The sequence below is a fragment of the Limnoglobus sp. genome (assembly GCF_059499385.1).
Genome location: NZ_JCABYM010000083.1, coordinates 22,126 through 42,405 on the forward strand (window position 1 = coordinate 22,126; position 20,280 = coordinate 42,405).

At 65.9% G+C, this 20,280-nt stretch carries 23 protein-coding genes; 12 read left to right on the forward strand and 11 right to left on the reverse strand.

Going from position 1 to position 20,280, the window contains the following annotated elements; all coding sequences use genetic code 11:
• Window positions 1-222: 222 nt before the first annotated feature.
• Both gyrA and AC5JJ2_RS15845 read left to right on the forward strand, forming a co-directional pair.
• Window positions 223-2,913, forward strand: coding sequence for a DNA gyrase subunit A (gene gyrA / locus AC5JJ2_RS15840; RefSeq protein WP_495858980.1), 2,691 nt, complete (start codon window positions 223-225; stop codon window positions 2,911-2,913).
• Between the two features lie 120 nt (window positions 2,914-3,033).
• Window positions 3,034-4,044 (forward strand): NAD-dependent epimerase/dehydratase family protein, encoded by a 1,011-nt coding sequence (locus AC5JJ2_RS15845; protein ID WP_495858981.1) that lies wholly within the window; start codon window positions 3,034-3,036, stop codon window positions 4,042-4,044.
• Window positions 4,045-4,142: 98 nt separating this feature from the next.
• On the opposite strand, the gene der is transcribed toward AC5JJ2_RS15845, so the two are convergent.
• A complete protein-coding gene (gene der, locus AC5JJ2_RS15850) occupies window positions 4,143-5,582 on the reverse strand; it encodes a ribosome biogenesis GTPase Der (RefSeq protein WP_495858982.1) in 1,440 nt (479 codons plus the stop codon).
• An 83-nt stretch (window positions 5,583-5,665) separates the two neighbouring features.
• On the opposite strand from der, the gene AC5JJ2_RS15855 reads away from it, so the two are divergent.
• The 6 genes from AC5JJ2_RS15855 to AC5JJ2_RS15880 all read left to right on the forward strand — a co-directional run bounded on the left by AC5JJ2_RS15855 (window position 5,666) and on the right by AC5JJ2_RS15880 (window position 9,648).
• The gene (locus tag AC5JJ2_RS15855; RefSeq protein WP_495858983.1) at window positions 5,666-6,016 is read left to right on the forward strand and encodes a hypothetical protein; all 351 of its coding nucleotides are present in this window, start codon (window positions 5,666-5,668) and stop codon (window positions 6,014-6,016) included.
• 2 nt (window positions 6,017-6,018) lie between these two features.
• Window positions 6,019-6,558 (forward strand): hypothetical protein, encoded by a 540-nt coding sequence (locus AC5JJ2_RS15860; RefSeq protein ID WP_495858984.1) that lies wholly within the window; start codon window positions 6,019-6,021, stop codon window positions 6,556-6,558.
• Between the two features lie 151 nt (window positions 6,559-6,709).
• Entirely contained in the window at window positions 6,710-7,885 is a 1,176-nt protein-coding gene (locus AC5JJ2_RS15865) for a sugar phosphate isomerase/epimerase family protein (RefSeq protein WP_495858985.1), read from the forward strand.
• A gap of 70 nt (window positions 7,886-7,955) precedes the next feature.
• Window positions 7,956-8,195, forward strand: a complete 240-nt coding sequence (locus AC5JJ2_RS15870) for a hypothetical protein (RefSeq protein WP_495858986.1) — start codon at window positions 7,956-7,958, stop codon at window positions 8,193-8,195.
• The gene (locus AC5JJ2_RS15875; protein WP_495858987.1) at window positions 8,192-8,452 is read left to right on the forward strand and encodes a type II toxin-antitoxin system RelE family toxin; all 261 of its coding nucleotides are present in this window, start codon (window positions 8,192-8,194) and stop codon (window positions 8,450-8,452) included. Before AC5JJ2_RS15870 ends, AC5JJ2_RS15875 begins: the two co-directional genes overlap by 4 nt.
• A gap of 95 nt (window positions 8,453-8,547) precedes the next feature.
• Window positions 8,548-9,648: a hypothetical protein gene (locus AC5JJ2_RS15880; RefSeq protein ID WP_495858988.1), complete on the forward strand. Its 1,101-nt coding sequence runs from the start codon at window positions 8,548-8,550 to the stop codon at window positions 9,646-9,648.
• On the opposite strand, the gene kbl is transcribed toward AC5JJ2_RS15880, so the two are convergent.
• From kbl to AC5JJ2_RS15895, 3 genes are read right to left on the reverse strand one after another with little or no spacing between them, the layout of a single operon-like run.
• The gene (gene kbl / locus AC5JJ2_RS15885; protein WP_495858989.1) at window positions 9,638-10,828 is read right to left on the reverse strand and encodes a glycine C-acetyltransferase; all 1,191 of its coding nucleotides are present in this window, start codon (window positions 10,826-10,828) and stop codon (window positions 9,638-9,640) included. The two genes, AC5JJ2_RS15880 and kbl, sit on opposite strands and share 11 nt — an antisense overlap.
• 11 nt (window positions 10,829-10,839) lie before the next feature.
• Window positions 10,840-11,652 (reverse strand): DedA family protein, encoded by an 813-nt coding sequence (locus tag AC5JJ2_RS15890; RefSeq protein ID WP_495858990.1) that lies wholly within the window; start codon window positions 11,650-11,652, stop codon window positions 10,840-10,842.
• 55 nt (window positions 11,653-11,707) lie between these two features.
• Window positions 11,708-13,183: a dienelactone hydrolase family protein gene (locus tag AC5JJ2_RS15895; RefSeq protein WP_495858991.1), complete on the reverse strand. Its 1,476-nt coding sequence runs from the start codon at window positions 13,181-13,183 to the stop codon at window positions 11,708-11,710.
• A gap of 96 nt (window positions 13,184-13,279) precedes the next feature.
• Here AC5JJ2_RS15895 and AC5JJ2_RS15900 point away from each other — a divergent pair, with 96 nt between their 5' ends.
• From AC5JJ2_RS15900 to AC5JJ2_RS15910, 3 genes are read left to right on the forward strand one after another with little or no spacing between them, the layout of a single operon-like run.
• Window positions 13,280-14,140 carry a hypothetical protein gene (locus AC5JJ2_RS15900; protein WP_495858992.1) on the forward strand — a complete coding sequence of 287 codons (861 nt, stop codon included), beginning with the start codon at window positions 13,280-13,282 and terminating at the stop codon, window positions 14,138-14,140.
• 16 nt (window positions 14,141-14,156) lie between these two features.
• Window positions 14,157-15,074, forward strand: a complete 918-nt coding sequence (locus AC5JJ2_RS15905; RefSeq protein ID WP_495858993.1) for a sugar phosphate isomerase/epimerase family protein — start codon at window positions 14,157-14,159, stop codon at window positions 15,072-15,074.
• Window positions 15,071-15,481, forward strand: coding sequence for a hypothetical protein (locus AC5JJ2_RS15910; protein WP_495858994.1), 411 nt, complete (start codon window positions 15,071-15,073; stop codon window positions 15,479-15,481). The genes AC5JJ2_RS15905 and AC5JJ2_RS15910 overlap by 4 nt, the downstream gene beginning before the upstream one ends.
• Before the next feature lie 6 nt (window positions 15,482-15,487).
• Here AC5JJ2_RS15910 and AC5JJ2_RS15915 read toward each other — a convergent pair whose 3' ends face one another.
• From AC5JJ2_RS15915 to AC5JJ2_RS15945, 7 genes are all read right to left on the reverse strand, one after another.
• Window positions 15,488-16,003: an NADH-quinone oxidoreductase subunit C gene (locus tag AC5JJ2_RS15915; RefSeq protein ID WP_495858995.1), complete on the reverse strand. Its 516-nt coding sequence runs from the start codon at window positions 16,001-16,003 to the stop codon at window positions 15,488-15,490.
• Window positions 16,004-16,014: 11 nt separating this feature from the next.
• Window positions 16,015-16,635, reverse strand: a complete 621-nt coding sequence (locus AC5JJ2_RS15920) for an NADH-quinone oxidoreductase subunit B (protein ID WP_495858996.1) — start codon at window positions 16,633-16,635, stop codon at window positions 16,015-16,017.
• Window positions 16,636-16,912: 277 nt separating this feature from the next.
• Window positions 16,913-17,155 carry a hypothetical protein gene (locus AC5JJ2_RS15925; RefSeq protein WP_495858997.1) on the reverse strand — a complete coding sequence of 81 codons (243 nt, stop codon included), beginning with the start codon at window positions 17,153-17,155 and terminating at the stop codon, window positions 16,913-16,915.
• Between the two features lie 24 nt (window positions 17,156-17,179).
• Complete coding sequence (locus tag AC5JJ2_RS15930) at window positions 17,180-17,689, reverse strand: NADH-quinone oxidoreductase subunit A (protein WP_495858998.1); 510 nt, start codon at window positions 17,687-17,689, stop codon at window positions 17,180-17,182.
• On the reverse strand, window positions 17,686-18,204 hold the full coding sequence (locus AC5JJ2_RS15935; RefSeq protein ID WP_495858999.1) for a 4Fe-4S binding protein: 519 nt from the start codon (window positions 18,202-18,204) through the stop codon (window positions 17,686-17,688). Before AC5JJ2_RS15935 ends, AC5JJ2_RS15930 begins: the two co-directional genes overlap by 4 nt.
• A gap of 42 nt (window positions 18,205-18,246) precedes the next feature.
• On the reverse strand, window positions 18,247-18,906 hold the full coding sequence (locus AC5JJ2_RS15940; RefSeq protein WP_495859000.1) for a hypothetical protein: 660 nt from the start codon (window positions 18,904-18,906) through the stop codon (window positions 18,247-18,249).
• Window positions 18,907-18,922: 16 nt separating this feature from the next.
• Window positions 18,923-19,447, reverse strand: a complete 525-nt coding sequence (locus tag AC5JJ2_RS15945) for a DUF2752 domain-containing protein (protein WP_495859001.1) — start codon at window positions 19,445-19,447, stop codon at window positions 18,923-18,925.
• 198 nt (window positions 19,448-19,645) lie between these two features.
• Here AC5JJ2_RS15945 and tilS point away from each other — a divergent pair.
• The coding region (gene tilS, locus AC5JJ2_RS15950; protein ID WP_495859002.1) for a tRNA lysidine(34) synthetase TilS at window positions 19,646-20,280 on the forward strand (635 nt) is incomplete at its 3' end.

Genomic DNA, 20,280 nt, shown 5'->3' on the forward strand with positions numbered 1-20,280 from the left:
CACGGCGTGAGCGTGCCGGTGTGGGCCGCCGGGGGCGACACCGGCACGCTCACGCCGTGCCGTTCGCCGTCGGTTCGTCCCCCACACGGCCCTCATTTCCAATCCGTTCAAGCCGTCATTTTTCCCGGATTTTTCAGCCATTTTCGCGTCATTTCTGATGGTTGAACGGGGTCGAAATCCGTAGAAATACCAGACGCTAATCCCCACCCCGGAGGCACGCCGTTGGCCAAGGACAAGCAGCCCCCCGCACCCCCGGCTGGCGACCCGCCCGCGGCCCTCGTTCCCGACGCCCCGATCAACCCCATCGACATCGCCGACGAGCTGCAGTCCAGCTACCTCGCCTACGCCCAGTCGGTCATGGTTAGCCGGGCGCTGCCGGACGTTCGCGACGGCCTCAAGCCGTCCCAGCGGCGGATTCTCGTCGCGATGCTCGACCTCGGGCTGAACCCGAACTCGTCCACGAGCAAGTGCGCCGGCATCATCGGCGAGACGATGAAGAGGTACCACCCGCACGGCGACCTGTCGATCTACGCCACTCTCGTCCGCATGGCCCAGGACTGGGTCATGCGGGCCAAGCTCATCCACGGGCAGGGGAACTTCGGGTCGATCGCCGGGCTGCCGCCCGCCGCCCACCGGTACACCGAGGCCCGGCTGTCGAACGTCGCCGGCGAACTACTCGCGGACCTCGAATACGACACCGTTGACTTCATCGACAACTACGACGGCAAGTACCGCGAGCCGCTCGTGCTGCCGAGCAAGTTCCCGAACCTCCTCGTCAACGGGTCCGACGGCATCGCCGTCGGCATGGCGACCGACATCCCGCCGCACAACCTGCGGGAGGTCTGCGACGGTCTTATTCGGATGATCGACCAGCCGGACGTGTCGATGCAGGAACTATTGGAGATCATCCCCGGCCCGGACTTCCCGACCGGCGGCACGATCATGGGCCGGCAGGGGATCATCGACGGCTACCTCGGCCGGCGGTCGCGGATTCAACTCCGGGCGCGGGCGGAAGTCACCGAGGAAGGCAAGGGGAAGACGCCGGGCATCCTGATCCGCGAAGTCCCTTACGCCGTCAGCCGGAACAAACTGATGGCCGACATCGGCGAGTTGGTCAAGAACGACCGCATCGCCGGCATCACCGGGGCCCGCGATGAGTCGAGCGCCCGCACCGGGGAGCCGGTCCGCATCGTCGTCGAGCTGAAGCGGGGGACCGACCCGCACCTCGTCCTGTCGCAGTTGTACCAGTTCTCGCCGCTGCAATCGACCGTCAGCATCGGCCTGCTCGCGCTCGTGGACGGCCGGGCCGAGATGCTGTCGCTCAAGGAGGTGATGCAGAAGTTCCTGGACCACCGGGTCGTCGTGATCCGGCGGCGGACGACCCACCTGCTCCGCGAGGCGAAGCGGCGGAGCCACGTCCTCGAAGGGCAGCTCATCGCGCTGTCGTCGCTGGACGAGGTCATCCGCATCATCCGGGCCGCCCCGAGCCGGGCCGACGCAAAGGTGCAACTTCAAGAGATGGTCGTGGCGGCGAGCGTCCTCGAACGCGCGCTCGGGGCCGAGGGGTTCGCCACACTGCAACAGGAACTCGGCCTGACCGACACCTACCGGATGACCGAGCAGCAGGCGGAGGCCGTCGTCCGGCTGCAACTCGGCCAGCTCGCCAACCTCGAACGCGACGAAATCCTCAAGGAGTTCAAGACCCTCCGCGAGCAGATCCGCGGGTACGAGGAACTGCTCGCCGACGAGGCGAAGGTTTTCGCGATCATCCGCAAAGACTTGGGGGACATGCGGGACAAGTACGGCACGCCGCGGCTGACGGAGATTTCCAGCGAGGGCGGCGACATCGACCTCGAAGATTTGATCGTGGATGAACCCAACGTCGTGACGATGACGCACGAGGGCTTTCTGAAGCGGATGCCGCTGGACACGTACCGGGTACAGGGCCGCGGCGGGAAGGGCGTGCAGGGCGGGACGCGGGAGAACGACTTCGTCGAGCACTTCTTCGTCGCGTCCACGAAGGCGTACCTGCTCTGCTTCACCGACAAGGGGCAGTGCTACTGGCTGCGGGTGTTCAACGTCCCGGCCGCGACCCGCACGTCCGCCGGCCGGTCGATCGCGAACGTGCTGCAACTGAAGCCGGACGAGAAGATCACGAGCATCATCCCCGTCCGCAACTTCGAGGGGGAGTTCTCGCTGCTCATGGCGACGAAGCGCGGCCTGGTGAAGAAGACGCCGCTGACCGATTACAGCCGCCCGCGGGCCGGCGGGATCATCGGCATCAACCTCGAAGACGGCGACACGCTCATCGACGTGGCCCTCACCCGCACGGGCGACGAGATCGTGCTGAGCACCCGCAACGGCATGGCCCTGCGGTTCGGCGAGGCGGACGCCCGCGACATGGGCCGGAACACGAAGGGCGTGAAGGGCATCAACCTCGGCAAGGACGACGAGATGATCGGCATGGTCGTCGCCGACCCGGACGGGTATCTCTTGACCGTCTGCGAGAACGGGTACGGCAAGCGGACGCCGTTCGGCCCGAACACCGTCGGCGACGCGGCCGAGGAGGCGGAAGAGGCCCCGGCGGCGGAGGAGTCGGAGGACTCGCCGTCGTCCCGCCGGTATCGGAAGCAGCGGCGGGGCGGCAAGGGCGTTCGCGACATCAAGACGACCGACCGCAACGGCAAGGTGGTAGCCGTCGCCGCCGTCCGCGACGGCGACGAGGTCATGCTGATCTCGAAGGACGGGATGGTGACGCGGTCGAAGGTCGAGGACATCAGCATCGTCGGCCGCAACACGCAGGGCGTCCGCGTGATGAAGGCGAGCGAGAACGACAAGCTCGTGACGCTCGCGAAGGTCGCGCAGGAGAACGTCGGCGAGACGACGGCCGTGACGACGGCGGAACCCGCGTAGCCGCGACCGGTTTTCATATAGCCGCCGGCTTGCCGGCGGGGTTTTGCGACCCCCGAAACCCCGCCGGCAAGCCGGCGGCTATATAAACACTCCTTCCTCCCTCCCACTTCGGACTTCCCCATGCGTGTGCTCATCACCGGCGGGTACGGCTTCATCGGCGCGTGGATCGCCCGCAACCTGCTCAACAAGGGCGCGGACGTTCTCGTCTACGACCTCAAGGAAGACCCCCGCCGTCTTCGGCTCATCCTGCCGGAAGCCGAAGTTCAAAAGGTGCAGTTCGTCCCCGGCGACGTGACCGACCTGCCCGCGTTCACGACGGTGCTCAAGGATGAGCAAATTTCGCACGTCATCCACTTGGCGGGCTTGCAGGTTCCGACGTGCCGGGCCGACCCGATGCTCGGCGCGAAGGTCAATGTCCTCGGCACGCTCGCCATCTTCGAGGCGATCCGCGCCACCGGCGACCGGGTGAAGCGGCTGGTGTACGCCAGCTCCGCGGCCGTGTTCGGCGGGCCGGACAAGTACCCGGCCAACGGCGCGCTGTCAGACGACGTGACGCTCGTGCCGAGCACGCACTACGGCGTGTTCAAGTGCTGCAACGAGGGGAACGCCCGCATCTACTTCCAGGACAACGGCCTGTCCAGCGTCGGGCTGCGGCCGTGGACGGTGTACGGCGTCGGCCGCGACCTCGGCATGACCAGCGAGCCGACGAAGGCGATCAAGGCCGTCGTCCTCGGCCGGCCGTACCAGATCAGCTTCGGCGGGTGGACTGACTTCCAGTACGTGGACGACGTGGCGAAGACGTTCGTGAACTGTCTGGAGCGGCCGTACCAGGGGGCGAAGAGCTACAACCTCCGCGGCCAGGTCGTGCCGATGAGCGAGTTCTACGCGGCGCTCGTCCGCGTGCTACCGGAGGCGGCGAAGCTGGTGACGTATGGCACGACGCAGATCGCGATCGCGTATGACCTGTCGGACGACGGGTTGCAGAAGGACCTGGGGCCGATGCCGAAGACGAAGCTCGACGACGGCATCCGCGAGACGGTGACGATCTTCCGGCAACTGCTCGCCGAGGGGAGACTGGATGCGTCGGACTTGGACGCACCGAAAGCGCCGCCAGTCACGGTGGAGCCATAGTAGTAGGCACACTCCGTGTGCCGTCTGCTGTCTGTCGCAGCGACCCGGGCGAACTCGCTGGGCGCATGAACGAGACGGCACACGGAGTGTGCCTACTACTATAGGTCCCACACCTCCGGCCCCTTCTTCTTCCGCCGCGGCTTCGCCTCCGGTTCGGGTTCCGGCTCCGCCGCGATCGCGTCTTCCTCAACCGGTACTTCGTCCTCGAACTTCGCGTCGCCGACCGTCTCGCCCTTCGCCCGGACGATGAGCTTGATCGACACCTCGCCGAACGGCCCCTGGTCCCGCAGCACCTTCGTCAGGTAGCGCAAGTACGTCGCGTCGAACGTGTCCGGGCCGTTCGTCACCAGCGCCACCGTCGGCGGGTGCGATCCCACCTGCGCGGCGTAAAAGATTTTGCCCTGCTTGTTGTTCCGCACCGGCGGGCCGTTCGCGTCCGTGGCGGCGCGGATGATCCGGTTCAGCTCCCCCGTCGGGATGCGCTCGCCGGCCTGCTTGTGGAGCTGCTGTGCGAGGTTGAACACCCGGAACGTGTTCTTCCCCGTCTTCGCCGTCACGAACGCGATGGGGACGTGGTCGAGCATCGGGAACACCTTGCGGACGTAGTCCGCCATCCGCTCCGTCTCCATCGCGTGCCGGACGAGGTCCCACTTGTTCACCACGAAGATGCACGGCTTGTGGTTCTCCAGCACGTACTCCGCGAGCTGCTTGTCCACCCGGCCGATCTTCGTCCGCGCGTCGAAGAAGTGCAGCACCACGTCCGCCCGGCGGATCGACCGCTCCGCCCGGTGCAGGCTGTAGAACTCGATGTCGCTCGCCAGCTTCCCCTTCTTCCGCACGCCGGCCGTGTCGATCGCCAGGAACGTCTTGCCGTCGCGCTCGAACCGCACGTCGATGCTGTCCCGCGTCGTCCCGGCCACCTCCGAGACGATGACCCGCTCCTCCTTCGCGATGCTGTTGATGAACGTACTCTTGCCGACGTTCCGCCGGCCGACGATGGCCAGCTTCAGCGACACGTCCGCCGGCGCTTCCGTCGTCACGTCCGGCAGTTTGTCGAGAATCTTCGAGACGAGCACGTCCTTGCCGCGCTTGCTGTTCGCGCTGACGAGGACCGGCTCGCCGTACCCGAGGCGGAACAGCTCGCTCAGCCCGGAGTCGTGGTGCTCCTCGTCGGCCTTGTTCGCCACGAAGATCGTCGGCTTGCCGACGGCGCGCAGCCGCTCCGCGACGACCTGGTCGAGCGGCACGACGCCCTCGCGGATGTCCACGACGAACAGCACGACGGCGGCCATGTCGATGGCGACGCGGATTTGATGCTCCACGTCGTCGGTCAGGTCGTCGTGATCGACGATGCCCATGCCGCCGGTGTCCACCAGCTCGAAGTGGCGGCCGTCGGCCTCCAGGATGGTCGAGATTCGGTCGCGGGTCACGCCGGCGGTCGGATCGACGATGCTGATCCGCCGGCCGGCGAGCATGTTGAACAGCGACGACTTGCCGACGTTCGGCCGGCCGACGATCGCGACGATGGGGAAGGCCACAAGAGCACCCGCGGGAAAATCGTGTCTCGGAAACCGGCGGGCTTCGTTTAGGAAGTCGCCGTCCCAACAGATAACATACGGGCATGGCCCGGTGCGACGAAGGCTATCGGTGCGAAGTGTGCGGCCGCGACGTGGAGGTCGTCACGGAATCGGACCTGTACCTGCGGTACGTCCTCGGCGAGGTGCCGATGGAAGTGCTGCACCTTCAACCCGAACGCCACGTCACCTGTAACCCGGCGCTCGCCCAGTACGTCGTCGATGATTCATTCGCGCCGGTCGCGTGCGACGGGCCGTTCGACAAGCGGCAGTTCGACGCCGAGTACCGCGAGGCGGAAGAGGCCCGCGTGACCCGCGGCTGGCGAAGACTCCAGGCGATACCCACGCTCGGCCTGTCGATTGCCGAGTACCCGCTATCCATCACCCCGGAGGTTTGACGATGAAGGCGTTATCCGCGGCGTTCATTCTCTGTCTCGCGTCGGCGGTCTGCTTGGCCGACGTGGAGTCCGGCCCGAAGGCGGGCGAGAAGGTGGCCGAGCTGAAGGTGTCGGTCGTGGTCGGCGAGAAGGAGGGGAAGGACCTCGACTACGCGGCCGAGCGGAAGGACGAGCCGACGATCTACCTGTTCGTGAACGCGGAGAAGTTCAGCCGGCCGATGGCCCGGTTTATGAAGAAGGTGGACGAAAAGATCGGCGACGCGAGCGACAAGGCCGAGGCCGTGGCCGTCATCGTCGGCGGCGACGTGGCGATGTGGAAGGAGCGGCTGCCGAAGATTCAGATGTCGATCAAGTTCGCCAAGACGGCGATGGCCGTCCACGACGGCGCGACGCCGAACGGCTGGGGGATCAACAGCGACGCGCACCTGACGGCCGTGCTGGTGAACAAGGGGAAGGTCGTGAAGTCTTTCGCGTTCGTCTCCGTGAACGAGAAGGACGAGGAGGCGGTCATGGAGGCGTTCGCGAAGGCGGTGAAGAAGTAGCCTCATCTATTCGTTGCGACAGCGGGCCGCGCGGCGCGCGGCCCGTTCTACCACGTCACGTCGTCGAACCACGTCGGCCGGTTGGCCGTTTCCCGACCCGGTTGTAAACTGCCGTCACGTTTCTCCCTCCTTTCCCTTTGAGGCAGTCCCCATGGGCTTCCACCAGACCCCCACGCACAAGAACGGCAAGGGCAGCTTCCACCAGATCGGCCTCGTCCGCGGGCAGTTCGGCAACGTGCCGGAGGCCCAGTGGCTGAAGTTCATCCAGGACGCCGGGTTCGACGGGTGGGAGGAGGCGTCGTGGGAGCTCGACCTGCGGCGGTGCGACACCGACGCCGGGGCCGCCGCCTACGCGAAGGAGCGGGTCGATCTCGCGAAGAAGCACGGCCTCGAAATCTTCACCGTCGCGACGCACCTGCAGGGGCAGGTCCTCGGGGACGAGCCGAGCGCGAAGACGCTGAACTTCTGCAGCGGCAAGGGGGAGGCGAAGGCGGCGTACAAGGCGTGGCGGGCGGGCGGCAAGAACCCGCCGCGGACCGACCCGTACTTCGTGCCGGAGGAGGTCGGCAAGCTCGTCCACGCGGAGGCGAAGAAGGACTTGGAGGCGTGCGTGCGGTACGCCGGGCACTTGAGCAAGCTGCAGGGGCGGAAGGTCGCGCTGCCGGGTTTCGTCGGCAGCCCGGCGAACTGCTGGAGCCACTGGTTCCTGTTTCCGCCGCTTCCGGGCGAGATCGAGGGCTACAAGCTGCCGGACGTGCGCGAACTCTCACTCGAACTGTTAGTGGAACGCTTCGGGCCGGTGTGGAAGCTTTGCAAGGAGTACGGCGTCACGTTCGACCTGGAGTGCCACCCGTCGGAACGTGCGATGGGCGACATCGAGAGCGCCGGCGACTACATCCGGCACATGAACAAGGCGGGCTTTGAAGGCACGGTCGGGTTCAACCTCGACGGGTCGCACATGGAGTGGCAGAACGTGAGCGTGATCGACTTCATCCGCGAGTACCCGGAGTACATCCACTGCGCCCACGTCAAGGGCGTGTGGGTGGCCCGCGAGCACTGCCGGGCCGGGCGGCTGGGCGGTCACCGGAACATGGGCCACTGGGCGAACGGGTGGAACTTCGTGACGGCCGGGACGAGCCGCGACGCGAACAGCCTGGAAGACATCTTCATCGAGCTGAACCGGGTCGGGTTCGACGGGGCGGTGTCGATCGAGTGGGAGGACAACGACGCCGACCAGCTGGCCGGGGCGAAGGCGGCGCTGGCGAACTGCCGGAAGGCCGACCTGCCGCCGAGCGGGATGAAGCACGACGAGATGCTGAAGGGGTGACGGCCAGCCGCGGCCCTCGGTTGAGTGCCAGGGGCCGCCCGGTTATGATGGGTGTGGGAGGGAATAAGTCATGAGTCGAATCACGCTCGACGCCGCGATGCTGGCGAAGTTGAAGGGGATCACGGACCGCACGGCCCTGTGCGACGAGCAGGGGAACGTGATCGCACTGCTTATGCCTTACGAGGACTTGAGCCACGTCAAACTGCCGGGGCCGGACCCGCTGGACGACGCCGCGTGTGCAGAGGCGTTGAAGACGCCGCAGCCGGCCCGACCGCTTGCGGACATCATCCGGGACCTGCGGAAGCTATGAACAACTACACGGTACTGTGGCGACGGGACGCGGAGGCACAACTCGTCGCGCTGTTTCTCCGGTCCGCCTTCAAAGACGCGCTCCTTGAAGGCGTTCAGGTTCTAGACCGAACGCTCGCCTTGAACCCCCACGAGCAGGGCGAATCCCGGAACGAGAACATGCGGATCGCGTTCTTCCGCCCGCTCTGTATCCGCTACCAGATCGACGAAACGAGTAAGACGGTCCTCATCGTGTCCGTTCGGTGGACGGGCGATTGATTTTGCTTGATCGCGCATTTCTTCGCGAACATGATGTGGGGCGTCGCTTCGGAAGCGACGCCCCGCCTGCTTTCACCTTTCAAGGACTCCGCACGATGACGCATTCCCTTGGGCTGCTCGCACTCGTTCTTACGGCCAGCTCCGGTTCGCTCTCGGCGCGGGACTGGTATCGCGTCGTCGAGGACGACCGCGCCATCAAGATCGAGACGGACAAGCTCGAAGCCGTCATCCCGAAGAAGAACCCGAAGCAGTGGATGACCGGGATCGAGAAGCAGTCGTTCCTGGACAAGCAGACCGGGTTCCGCGAACTCGGCGACGGCCTCATGGTCATCGACTGGCTCATGGAGGCCGGCAGCGACGCGGGTTACCAGGACGTTCTGCGGCCGACCGAGAAGGACGGCCTCGGCAAGTACACCTGGCACGAGAACGAGAAGGACCCGGAACGGGTGGCGCACGCGCGGATCGCCCACGGCACGACGAACCGCAAGCGGGCCATCGAGGGGCCGCAGCTTTGCCCGTGGATGAAGCCGGTGACGCCGGAGGTCATCCGCGGCAAGGACTTCGTCGCCGTGCAGACGAAGTACAAGTACGAGTACGCCGCCCCCGGCAAGAAGGCGGGTTCGCAGTGGACGCAACTGATCGTGTTCCCGAAGGGCGAGCGGTTCTTCGTGCTGATGGACAAGATCGACAGCGTGAACGACTCGGACGAGATGTTCCTCCGCAACGACACGCCGGGGTGCGTGCGGCACAACAAGGGGGACACGTTCAGCGAGATGTACCTGAGCTACCTGAACGGGTCGAAGGGCGTGCGGATTCCTTCATCGGAGTTCTTCGAGCCGTTCCCGCCGGACTTGAAGTTCAACTACCGCCGGGACACGCACAAGACGCCGGACCACTTCATCCGGGCGTACCACATCCGCGACCCGAAGACCGGCAAGGACGGCCCGTGGCTGGCCGGGCTGACGCTCGAACCGTCGGTCGTCTACGAGGCGTGGGCGAGCCAGCGGTACAAGAACAACATCATCGTGATGATCGAGGAGGTCCACGGGAAGCCGGTAAAGGCGGGCGAATCGTTCAGCGCCGCCCACATCGTCGGGTTCTTCGACGACATCCCGGAGATGCACAAGGTCTTCGACAAGCACAAGGGGCACACCGCCCTCGCCGCGGACGACAAGGGCTGGCGGCTCATGAAATGACGCCGAGCTTCTTGCCGACCTCGGTGAACGCGGCGAGGGCGGCGTCGATCTGCTGCTCGGTATGCGCGGCGGAGACTTGCAGCCTGATGCGGGCTTGGCCCTGCGGCACGACGGGGAAGCTGAACCCGATGACGTAGATGCCGCGGGTCAGCAACTCGTCGGCCATCTTCGTGGCGACGGCCGCGTCGCCGAGCATGACCGGCAGGATCGGCGTCGGGCCGGGCTTGATCGTGAACCCGGCCGCCTCCAGCCCGCCGCGCATCCGCTTCGTGTTCGCCCGGCTCTTCTCGCGGAGGTCGTTGCTCGTCTCGACCAGTTCGAGCGCCTTCATCCCGGCCGCGACGAGCGACGGCGGCACGCTGTTGCTGAACAGGTAGGGCCGCGAGCGATTCTTCAGCCAATCGACGATCTCTGCGGACGCGGCCGTGAACCCGCCGCTCGCGCCGCCGAGCGTCTTGCCGAGCGTGCCGGTGATGACGTCGATCCGGTCGAGGACGCCGAGTTCCTCCGCCCCGCCGCGGCCGGTCGCGCCGAGGTGGCCCGTCCCGTGACAGTCGTCGATGCCGACGATGGCGTCGTACTGGTCGGCCAGTTCGCAAATCTCCGGCAGCTTCGCGAGGTCGCCGTCCATGCTGAAGACGCTGTCGGTGAAGATCATCTTGAACCGGCAGTTCTTCGCTTCCTCCAACTTGGCCTTCAGGTCGGCCATGTCGTTGTGCTTGTACCGGAACCGCTGGGCCTTGCAGAGCCGCACGCCGTCGATGATGCTGGCGTGGTTGAGCTCGTCCGAGAGGATCGCGTCCCGGTCGCCGAGCAGCGGCTCGAACAGGCCGCCGTTCGCGTCGAAGCAGGAGATGTACAGGATGCTGTCGCCCTTGCCGAAGAACTTCGCGACCTGTTGCTCGCACCGGCGGTGGATGTCCTGCGTACCGCAGATGAACCGCACCGACGACAGGCCGTAGCCCCATTCCTTCAGGCCGGCGGTCGCGGCTTCAATCACATCAGGATGGTTCGCGAGGCCGAGGTAGTTGTTCGCGCAGAAGTTGACGACCTCCTTGCCGCCGACGGTGATCGTCGCCCGTTGCGGCGTCTCGATCCGCCGCTCGGCCTTGTACAGCCCCTTCGCCTTCAGGTCGGCGAGCTGCCCGCGGAGGTACTCGGTGATCGTCGTGGATGGCATGGGTGGCTCGGTTACAGAGTTTTTTTTTCCGCTTCCACGGCGACGGGTTCGCCGGTCAGAACGGGCGGGGCGATAACCTTCACTTCCGGCGTGACCGCGAGAACCTTCGTCGCCCGCCGTTTCCGCCACTCCTTCCAACCCTTCCAGAGCAGCGGCCCGATGGAGACGAGGATGACCGTGGCCGCGAGGACGTCGATGTTTTTCGCCCAGGTGAAGTCGGGCCGGCCGAGCAGCCGTTGGAAGATCGGGTCGGCGATGTCGATGACGTAGTACCCGAACAGCAACATGCTCACGATCCAGCCGATGCCGCCGAACACGTTGAAGAACAGGAACCGCTTGTACTCCATCTTCGCGGCCCCGGCGACGACCGGCACGAACGTCCGCACGATCGGCACGAACCGGGCGAAGATGATCGACTTGCCGCCGTGCCGCTGGAAGAAGTCGCGGGCGGCCTGCAGGTACTCCTGCTTGAAGAACCGGCTGTCCGGCCGCTTGAACAGCGCCGGCCCGGCCTTCGCGCCGATGCCGTACCCGACCGTGTCGCCGAGGACGGCGGCGACGCTGAGCGCGACCATCAACAGCACGACGTTCCAGTTCGCGAGCTTCGCCACGAGGCCGAGGACGACGAGGAGCGAGTCGCCGGGCAGGAGGAAGCCGATGAGCAGCCCGGTTTCGGTGAAGATGATAACGCAGACGGCGGCGAACGCGGCCCAGAAGACGCCGGGTTGGTTGAGGGCCTTCTGAAACTGTTCGGGGTGCGAGAGGTTCCGCGGGTCGATCAGCGTGACGACGATTTCCCAAAACCGGCTGAGAAACTCACCCATCCCTGCCCCCGTGTAAAAAGCGATTCCGCTAATCTAGAACCCTTCTGCCGCCGAGTCACTTCTTGCCGACGACGGTATCCCACATCGCGAACACGTCCGGCAAGGCCGTCCGGACGATGAGCATGTGCTCGACGCCGGGGTACTCCTTCAGCGTCGCGTCCGGCAGCGCCTTCGCCAGCGCCAGCGCGCCGGCCAGCGCGAAGTCCTTGTCGCCGACGCCGATGAAGAACGGCAGCTTCGCGAACGCGGCCTGCTTCACCCGCCCGCCCCCGCCGCCGAGGGCCGCCGCGGCCGCGAACAGGCCGGGGTGTTCCTGACATAGCGAGACCGCCTGGGCCGCCCCCATCGAGTGGCCGACGACGAACACCTTCGCCCGGTCGATCGGATACCGCTCGGCCAGCTTCTCGATGATGGTTTTCACCGGCGGGCCGCCGCCGAAGCTGATGCCGCTCCGCGGCGAGACGAGCAGCCAGCCGCGCGTTTCGCATTCCTTGACGACGTGCCCGGCCCCGTAGCCCTCGAAGAACAGGTTCTCGCTGCCGCCGGCCCCGTGCAGCGCGACCACCAGCGGCACGGGCTTCTTCGGGTCCAGGCCCTTCGGCACGAACAGGCGGACGGGCTGTGTCTTCTTCTTGTCGAGCGGGATCGTGATTCGATGATCGCCAGAGTGGTTGTGAGTGTAGAAGCGGACCGGTTTTTCGTTGGCTTTTGGGCGTAGGATCAGCGTGTCCGCCGTGATGGAAACGAACCCGTACTTCTGAAATTCCTTTGAATACTGCTCGCTCCCTACACTGAAGTCCGTTTCTGGTACGATCCCTTCTGCGCATTCTGATAAGGACTCCAGTCGATCTCGGAAGGTGACCAGTTCCCAACCGTTTTCGAGTCCGGAAAGGTCGATGTCGTCCTTCTTCACGTCCTGGTACGGCCACGCCGCCTGTTCGGCCTTCAGCCATTCCACGAGGTTCTCAATCTTGCCGATGGATTGCACCTGCCGAACGATCAGCTTGTCGTTTAACTTGGCGTCGAGCCAAAGTTTCTGATCAGATGACAGAATAGCGAGCCACGAGAACGGAACCTTCACCTTCACCGGCAGCTTCTCGAGGGGCACGGAAACGGTGTCCCCGCCGAGTGTCAGGGTGACGTTCGCTCCCGCCGGTACTTCGGCTTTCACCTTGTAGAACGCCCGCACTTCGACCGTCAATTCTTGTGTCTTCGCGTCCACCAACCGCTTCTCCGGCACGGCGTACAGCGATTCCAGCCATTGCTCCGCGACCGGCGGTTCGTCCTTCCCCGCGAGTTGCCAGCGGGCGCGGTCCAGCGTCCGCCCGGCGTCGCCGAACCGCAGCGAGAAGAACATCGGCGTGATGTCCGGCAACAGCGCTATCGCCCGCTTCCGGGCCACGGCGTCCGTCTGCTTCTCCCACGCCGCCTCGAACCGCTTCAGCCGCTGGCCGAGTTCGTACCGCTCCGCTTGCGCGACCGCCGGCGACACGAGCGCGAGCAGAAGGATCAAAGTCGGGAGCGTTCGCATCGGCGGTCCTCCGCGTGGAAACCGTGTGGCCGGCCGCGCGCACGGTCCTACGCTAGCGTACAGGCCGCCCCAACTTTCGCGAAAGGAATCCCCCGCATGACCCGCCGCTTTACCCTGTTCGTCACGACCGGCCTGCTCGCCGTCCCCGGCCTCGCCGTCGCGTACTACCCGCCCGGCTACGGCCCGCCGCGGTACGCGCCGTGCCCGCCGGTCACCTACGTGTGTCCGCCGCCGCCGGTGGTCGAGTGCCCGTCCGCGATGACGCCGCCGGCGAAGCCGTTGGCCCCGCCGAAGGTGATGGAGAAGCCGGACGCATCGGCCCCGAAGGAGGTCAAGCCGGCGGCCGCGGCGGAACCGATGCCGATGAAGAAGCCGGAGCCGGAGAAGAAGGTGGATGCACCGAAGCAAGAGTTGCCGAAGAGCGACCTCGCGATCCCGTCCCCGGCCGTGCCGGAGATTCCGGAGAAACCGAAGCCGAAGGCCCCTGAACCGGCCCCGTTCACGCTCCCCCCGATCGACGCGCCGAAGAAGAAAGACGATTCGCCGCCGAAGCTGGACCTGCCGTCCGCCAAACTCGAGACGCCGCCGAAGGTTGACGTTCCCTCGATCACGCTGCCGCCCACGACCATCGTGCCGGTGAAGGCGGAGGAGAAGAAGGAGAGCGTGCCAGAGATCGTACTGCCGAAGATCTCGGAATCGAAGTACCTGCCGACGGAGCCGAAGGTCCGGGTCATTCCCGTTGAAGGGAAGCGATCCGCCGGCGACCAGACGGTGAACCTCTACAACTACACCGACCGCGACCTGCAGTTGCAGGTCGGCGGCAAGGCCACGAAGCTGCCCGCGAAGTCGCTGCTCGCGCTGACGCTGCCGGACTCGTTCGCGTGGAAGTTCGGCGAGAAGGCCGAGACGATCACGATCCCGGCCGACGCCGCCGGGCTGAGCATCATCATCCAATAACTTCGGAGAATCGCCGATGTCGCCGACCCGTCGTTCGTTCCTGGCCGCCGGCGCGGCGGCCTGCGTCCTCCCGCCGGCGTCGGCCGCGGAGCCGACGCCGAAGATTCGTAACCCCATCGGCGTCTCCACGTACTCGTTCTGGCAGTTCAAGAACGACGCCCTCCGCGACATCGAGAGGTGTATCGACCTCGCGGCCGAGATGGGGTTCGACGCCGTCGAGGTCCTACACCGCCAGATGACCGACGAGTCGGACGCGGCGCTCCAGAAGATCAAGCGGCGGGCGTTCGTCAACGGCCTCGCGCTCTGCGGGTTCTCGACGCACCAGAGCTTCCTCTACCCGGCGAAGGAGGAACGGCAGAAGAACATCGACCTCACGATCAAGCAGATCGAGCTGGCGTACAAGATGGGCATTCCGACGATGCGGGTGAACACCGGGACGTGGCGGACGAGCAAGAACTTCGACGAGCTGATGAAAAACAAGGGGATCGAGCCGCCGATCCAGGGCCACACGGACGAGGACGGGTTCGGGTGGGCCATCGACGGGCTGACGGCGTGCCTGAAGGCCGCCGAGAAGTGCGGCGTGACGCTCGGCCTCGAAAACCACTGGGGCCTCGGCCGCACGCCGGAGGGCGTGGCCCGGATCGTGGACGCGATCAAGTCGCCGTGGCTGCAGGTGACGCTCGACACCGGCAACTTCCTCGAAGACCCCTACGCCAAACTGGAACAACTCGCGGCGAAGACGGTCCTTCTCCAGACGAAGACGTACTACGGCGGCGGGACGTGGTACACGCTCGACCTGGACTACGACCGCATCGCGAAGATCATGCGGAAGGCAAACTACCGCGGGTTCGTGTCGCTGGAGTTCGAGGGGAAGGAAGACGCGAAGACGGCGATCCCGAAGAGCCTGGAGTTGCTGCGGAAGGCGTTCGGATGAGTGACGAACCGCTCGACAAGTGGACGGTCCTGCCGACGCTGCCGGTCGTCGAGGAGGCGGATTACCTCGCGCACATGACGGCGTTCGTCGCGGCGTTCGTTCAGAGTCAGAAGCGCGAACGCTGGCACTGGCTGCTGACGACAAGGCCGGACCGGATCGGCCGCCAGTCGCACAAGCTGCACGCGGACCTGGACCGGCGCACTTGTCGGTTGGTCGAGTACCGCTCGGAAATACTTGCGATCAAGGGCCGGGGTGTTTACTACGAGTTCTTCGACCGGCCCCGGTGGATCGACGTGGCCACGGCCGCCGGTTTCGACTTCGGCGACGCAATTCTCTCGCTCGTTCCTGGCAAGCGTGCGATCTTCTTCTTCCACGAGTACGAAATCTGGCTGTGCGAGTCGAAGTGACGGTGCTCACCGGCAGCGTATGTCGTGGTACTCCAGCGGGTACTCGAAGTCCTTCCGCAGCGGGTGGCCGACCCAGTCGTCGGCCATGAGGATGCGCCGCGGGTCCGGGTGGCCGAGGAACCGCACGCCGACGAGGTCGTACACCTCCCGCTCGTGCCAGTCGGCCGTCCGCCACAGGTGCGCCACCGACGGGACCTCCGGCAACTCTCCGGCGACGCCATCCTTCCACCGCGGCAGTACGACCTTGAGGGCGAACCGTCGGCCGGGGAACGCGACGCTCGACAGGTGGTAGACGACTTCGAGGTGCGGCTCGAACCCGGCCTTCGCGACCTTCTTCGCGTCCGTTTCGAGGTAATCGACCCCGCTGATGTTGTTGAGAAAATCGAACCGCAGCCGCGGGTCGTCGCGAAGGAACTGACAGACTTCGACGAGTCGTGACGCATCCACGGTCGTCGGCTCGGCGGCCGAAACCGCCGGGCCGAACTGCTGGTGCAACAAGGCGTGAATCTCGGCACTCGTCATCGTTGTTCCCGTTACGCCTTCGTCGGCTTCGCCTTTTCTTTCTGATGCTTCTGAGCTTCGTTCACCCTTTCCGGCGTCGCGTACTCCTCCGGCAACTTCACCGCGCCGGTGCGGACCGGGATCATCGGCACGTCCACGGTCGCTTCCTTCGCCAGCGTCTTCATCGTGCGAATCTTGTCCTGCACCCGCATCAGCCCTTCGAGCAGCGCCTCCGGCCGCGGCGGGCAGCCGGGCACGTACACGTCCACCGGCACGACGAGATCAACGCCCTTCACGACGTTGTACCCGTACTTGTAGTACGGCCCGCCGCCGCAGGTGCAGGCCCCCATCGCGATGACGAACTTCGGCTCCGGCATCTGGTTGTACAGCCGCCGCACCCGCTCGGCCATCTTCAGGTTGACCGTCCCGGCGACGATCATGAGGTCGGCCTGCCGTGGGGTGGCCCGGAACGCCCCGGCCCCGAACCGGTCGATGTCGTACCGCGGCCCGCCGACGGCCATCATCTCGATGGCGCAGCACGCCAGCCCGAACGTCATCGGCCACAGGGACGACTCGCGGGCCCAGTTGATGGCGGCATCGAGGTTGGTGACGACGAACCCGTCGTCGAACCGGTTACCGAGCAGCGGAGGCATCGAAAAGTTATTCCTGGAAAGACTCAACCTACAGTGAAGACGCCGTGAACGATTACTCGGGAGTCGTCCACGATCACTTCGTATTCCACGCCGAGTGGTGGGAAACAGGCGATGCGATGAACGGACGAGGTACGCGATTCGCCAACGGCGAGTGGGTCACGCCTGAGGACCCGTTCTAGGAATTCTGCCACTTGTGTAACGTTGGCTTGGTCGAGGGCTGCCAACCAAATCGTGGCTAACTCGCCCTCGGCCCGCTTCTTCCAAACGACTTCATAGGTCAATGCTGGCGAGCCTGAAGGTCTCGAAGAATCTCGGCGAGTGATCGCCCAGGGTCGCTATCCTTCCGACGTTCGGCCATCTCCTCCTCCGTGAACGGCGACTTCACACCGGGCGGCAGCTTGTACAAGTTCTCCACGACAAACTGTCCGAGAACCCGCCCGTCGGGGGCCTTGATGTTCACGGCGGTCGTTGCTTGCTCGAAGCGGGCCAGCAACTCAGGATCGGTAATCGTGATTTCCATGTCGAACCCTCGGCTATTCTCCCATCATACCGGCGGTCGTGTTCCCGAGTCTACGCCCTGCCCCTGCGTACTCCGCACCCATTCGAGGTCGCCGCGCTTCCACAGGTACGCGAAGCCGAGCAGCAGGATGGCGAAGAACACGATCATTTCCAGGAACGCGAACCGCGCGAACGCGGCGGCCGCCTCCGGCGGTGGGGCGGTCGTGGTCAGCGAGAGTTGGTTCGCGATCTCGATCCGCTGGGCCACCGGCACGGCCTCGTCGGCCAGCTTGTTGGCGCTGCCGAAGACGACGGCCCACGGGAAGAAGAACGCGATTTCCACGTCGAAGATCACGAACAGCAGCGCGACCACGTAGAACCGCAGGTCGAACTGCACCCACGCCGTGCCGATCGGCTCCTCGCCGCACTCGTAGGGTTCGTGCTTCTCCGGCGTCGGCTTGTCCGGCCGCACGAACCACCCGACGACGAGGTTCGCCGCGAGCATCGTCGCGCCGACGCCGACGAACACCAACAGTGTCACGACGAGCGCGGTCATGTCTTCGTCCACACGGGGAGGCTGACCTTCTTCGACTCGTGAACGGCCGTCGGGTTCAGCGCATCCTGGCCCCACGCCACGGCCAGCGGCAGCTTCGCGTAATCGACGACGCACCCGTCGCGGGTGTAGCAGCTGATGTCGTGGTTCGACCCCATGAAGATGCAGTCCACCGGGCACGGGTCCACGCACAGCGCGCAGAACATGCACTTCGTGTAGTCGATCTTGAACCCGGTGACGACGAACCCCTTCGCCGGCGGTGGGGCCTTCTCCTTGTCGATGTAGATGCAATCGACCGGGCAGGCGCGGGCGCACTTGTCGCACCCGATGCACGTCGTCAGGTCGAACCGGTGGTAGCCGCGGTAGCGGGGGCGGACGGGGACGGGCTGTTCCGGGTACGCGAACGCCGCGGTGAACGGCTTGCGGCGGTACGTCTGGATCGCCGTCGAGAGGGTGACGAACATGCCGGAGGCGAGCGTGGACACCGCCCGCCCCACGTTGCGGAGCCAGTCGATCATCGGCAGTCCCCGGTGGAGCTACCGATGATTGTACCAACTGCGTTACTGCACGGCCGAGATGCGGGTGTCGGTCACGTGCGGGATGTGCTTCCAGCTCGTCCGCAGGGCCAACCGCTGAATCAGCATCGTCTTGTACTGGTTCGACGGCATGCTGTCCGCCGGGCGGGACTCGATCGGGGCTTCCACGAAGTACTGCGAGTGCTCCGTGCCGCCGGCCGTCTCGTAGACGGTGACGTTCGCGCTCGATTGGCCCATGTACATCAGCCGGCCGGTATCCTTCTCGTAGAGGTCGAAGCCGGTGATGGTCATCTCCATCGCGTAGTCGGCCCCGAGTTGCTTGCCGATCTCGGCGGCGCTCATCGACCGCCAGCCGGGCGTCTGGGCCTTGAACCGGTCGAGCTTCGCCGGCTCGATCACCTTCACGAGCGGCTTCTTGTCCTTGCTCTGCTCCGCGAACACGCGGCCGAGTTGCGTCACGATCTCGCGGTCCAACCCGGCGAACTCGACGGCGTTCGCCGGGGCGTTCACGAGGACCGCGACGGTGACTTCCCGCTTGTCCTTCACCGGCTCGAACGCCTTCGCCTCGGCCGGGGCCTTCTGGTCGCCGCGGAACAGGAAGTACCCGAGGGACGCCGGGTTGCACCCGACGCCGCCGACGAACAGACCCAACGCCACGACGCCCAGTTGAAGTTTGCGGTTCATCCGTGAACCCCCCATTTCAGAAGACCAGCACCCAGACCCACCGCAGGACCATCAGCACGAGGATCGCGCCGACGGACAGGGTAAGGAACATTTCGAGGTTCTTCACCCACGGCACCCGGCCCTTGACCGCGCCGTACAGCCCCCACGGGATCAGCCCCATCCAGAACGCGGCCATCAGGGTCCCCACCCAGTTGGCCTTCATCGAACTCCACACGTCCCCGTGGACGAGCAGCGCGAAGCTCGTCGTCATCCCGCACGACGGGCACGGCTTGCCGTACAGCACCACCATGTTGCACGGCGGCATGCCGAGCTGCGTGTGCGACGCCATCGTCAGCGGCGTGCCGTCCTCGGCGTACGGGTGCAGCCACGCGGCGGTGGCGAACACGCAAATGAACCCGACCGCCAGAATCCCCAGGAACGCGCGGGCCAGCTTGCTGATCCGCACGGTGGCGGGCGGGTACTCCCGCTCCTCGTACCGCCGCCTCACCGGCCGGGCGACCGGCGGTTGCGGCGGGACGGTTTCCGGTTCTCGATCGGACACGATAGCCTCGCGTTTCGGAGAATCAAGGCGAAAGGACGATCCGTTGCCTGCCAACTTGACAGGCGACACCGCCACCGCCGCCACCGCCACGGGTGGCCCTCCGTGGCGGAGTGGACATTGACACGGTGCGTAAAATAGCGGCTCGTGTCAAACGTCACGCTGTGTCTTTTCAAATTCTACCTCGGCTGAGGCGACGACGTGCGGGTTCCGGCGGCCGTTCGCGAGTTTCTGACGGCGCACCGCGTCGAAGGTGCGGGTGTCGTCGCCGTGTCCGGCGGGCCGGACAGCGTGGCGTTGCTACGGGCGCTCGCGGAAGTCGGGGCCGGGCCGCTGACGGTGGCGCACGTCAACCACCAACTTCGCGGCGCGGAATCGGACGCGGACGAGGCGTTCGTGCAAGAGCTGGCGGTCGGGTTGGGGCTGCCGTTTGTTTCGACGCGAATCGCGATTCCGGCGGAGGAGAATCTCGAAGGGGCGGCGCGACGGCTCAGGTACGACTGGCTGAACGAAATCGCGGCCGGGGCGAACTGGATCGCGACCGGCCACACGGCCGACGACCAGGCGGAAACGGTGCTGCACCGCCTCATCCGCGGCACGGGGTTGCAAGGATTACGGGGAATCGCCGCGAACAAGTCTTCGGCTTTGGCTTTGTTCCCTCCCCCCTTGGGGGGGAGGGTTAGGGAGGGGGGTAACCTCCCTTCCTCGGACGCGATCCTCACGGCGGGAGGAAGCTCGGGGGGGGGGGGGGGGGGCGGGGCCCCCCCCCCCCCCGCCCGGCCCCGCCCCCCCCCCCCCCCCCCCCCCCCCCCCCCCCCCCCCCCCCCCCCCCCCCC

Bases quoted from the DNA above. Each gene is read 5' to 3' on its own strand.
- AC5JJ2_RS15845 (WP_495858981.1), top strand. From the start codon at position 3,034: ATGCGTGTGCTCATCACCGGCGGGTACGGCTTCATCGGCGCGTGGATC.
- AC5JJ2_RS15855 (WP_495858983.1), top strand. From the start codon at position 5,666: ATGGCCCGGTGCGACGAAGGCTATCGGTGCGAAGTGTGCGGCCGCGAC.
- AC5JJ2_RS15860 (WP_495858984.1), top strand. From the start codon at position 6,019: ATGAAGGCGTTATCCGCGGCGTTCATTCTCTGTCTCGCGTCGGCGGTC.
- AC5JJ2_RS15865 (WP_495858985.1), top strand. From the start codon at position 6,710: ATGGGCTTCCACCAGACCCCCACGCACAAGAACGGCAAGGGCAGCTTC.
- AC5JJ2_RS15870 (WP_495858986.1), top strand. From the start codon at position 7,956: ATGAGTCGAATCACGCTCGACGCCGCGATGCTGGCGAAGTTGAAGGGG.
- AC5JJ2_RS15875 (WP_495858987.1), top strand. From the start codon at position 8,192: ATGAACAACTACACGGTACTGTGGCGACGGGACGCGGAGGCACAACTC.
- AC5JJ2_RS15880 (WP_495858988.1), top strand. From the start codon at position 8,548: ATGACGCATTCCCTTGGGCTGCTCGCACTCGTTCTTACGGCCAGCTCC.
- kbl (WP_495858989.1), bottom strand. From the start codon at position 10,828: ATGCCATCCACGACGATCACCGAGTACCTCCGCGGGCAGCTCGCCGAC.
- AC5JJ2_RS15890 (WP_495858990.1), bottom strand. From the start codon at position 11,652: ATGGGTGAGTTTCTCAGCCGGTTTTGGGAAATCGTCGTCACGCTGATC.
- AC5JJ2_RS15895 (WP_495858991.1), bottom strand. From the start codon at position 13,183: ATGCGAACGCTCCCGACTTTGATCCTTCTGCTCGCGCTCGTGTCGCCG.
- AC5JJ2_RS15900 (WP_495858992.1), top strand. From the start codon at position 13,280: ATGACCCGCCGCTTTACCCTGTTCGTCACGACCGGCCTGCTCGCCGTC.
- AC5JJ2_RS15905 (WP_495858993.1), top strand. From the start codon at position 14,157: ATGTCGCCGACCCGTCGTTCGTTCCTGGCCGCCGGCGCGGCGGCCTGC.
- AC5JJ2_RS15910 (WP_495858994.1), top strand. From the start codon at position 15,071: ATGAGTGACGAACCGCTCGACAAGTGGACGGTCCTGCCGACGCTGCCG.
- AC5JJ2_RS15915 (WP_495858995.1), bottom strand. From the start codon at position 16,003: ATGACGAGTGCCGAGATTCACGCCTTGTTGCACCAGCAGTTCGGCCCG.
- AC5JJ2_RS15920 (WP_495858996.1), bottom strand. From the start codon at position 16,635: ATGCCTCCGCTGCTCGGTAACCGGTTCGACGACGGGTTCGTCGTCACC.
- AC5JJ2_RS15925 (WP_495858997.1), bottom strand. From the start codon at position 17,155: ATGGAAATCACGATTACCGATCCTGAGTTGCTGGCCCGCTTCGAGCAA.
- AC5JJ2_RS15930 (WP_495858998.1), bottom strand. From the start codon at position 17,689: ATGACCGCGCTCGTCGTGACACTGTTGGTGTTCGTCGGCGTCGGCGCG.
- AC5JJ2_RS15935 (WP_495858999.1), bottom strand. From the start codon at position 18,204: ATGATCGACTGGCTCCGCAACGTGGGGCGGGCGGTGTCCACGCTCGCC.
- AC5JJ2_RS15940 (WP_495859000.1), bottom strand. From the start codon at position 18,906: ATGAACCGCAAACTTCAACTGGGCGTCGTGGCGTTGGGTCTGTTCGTC.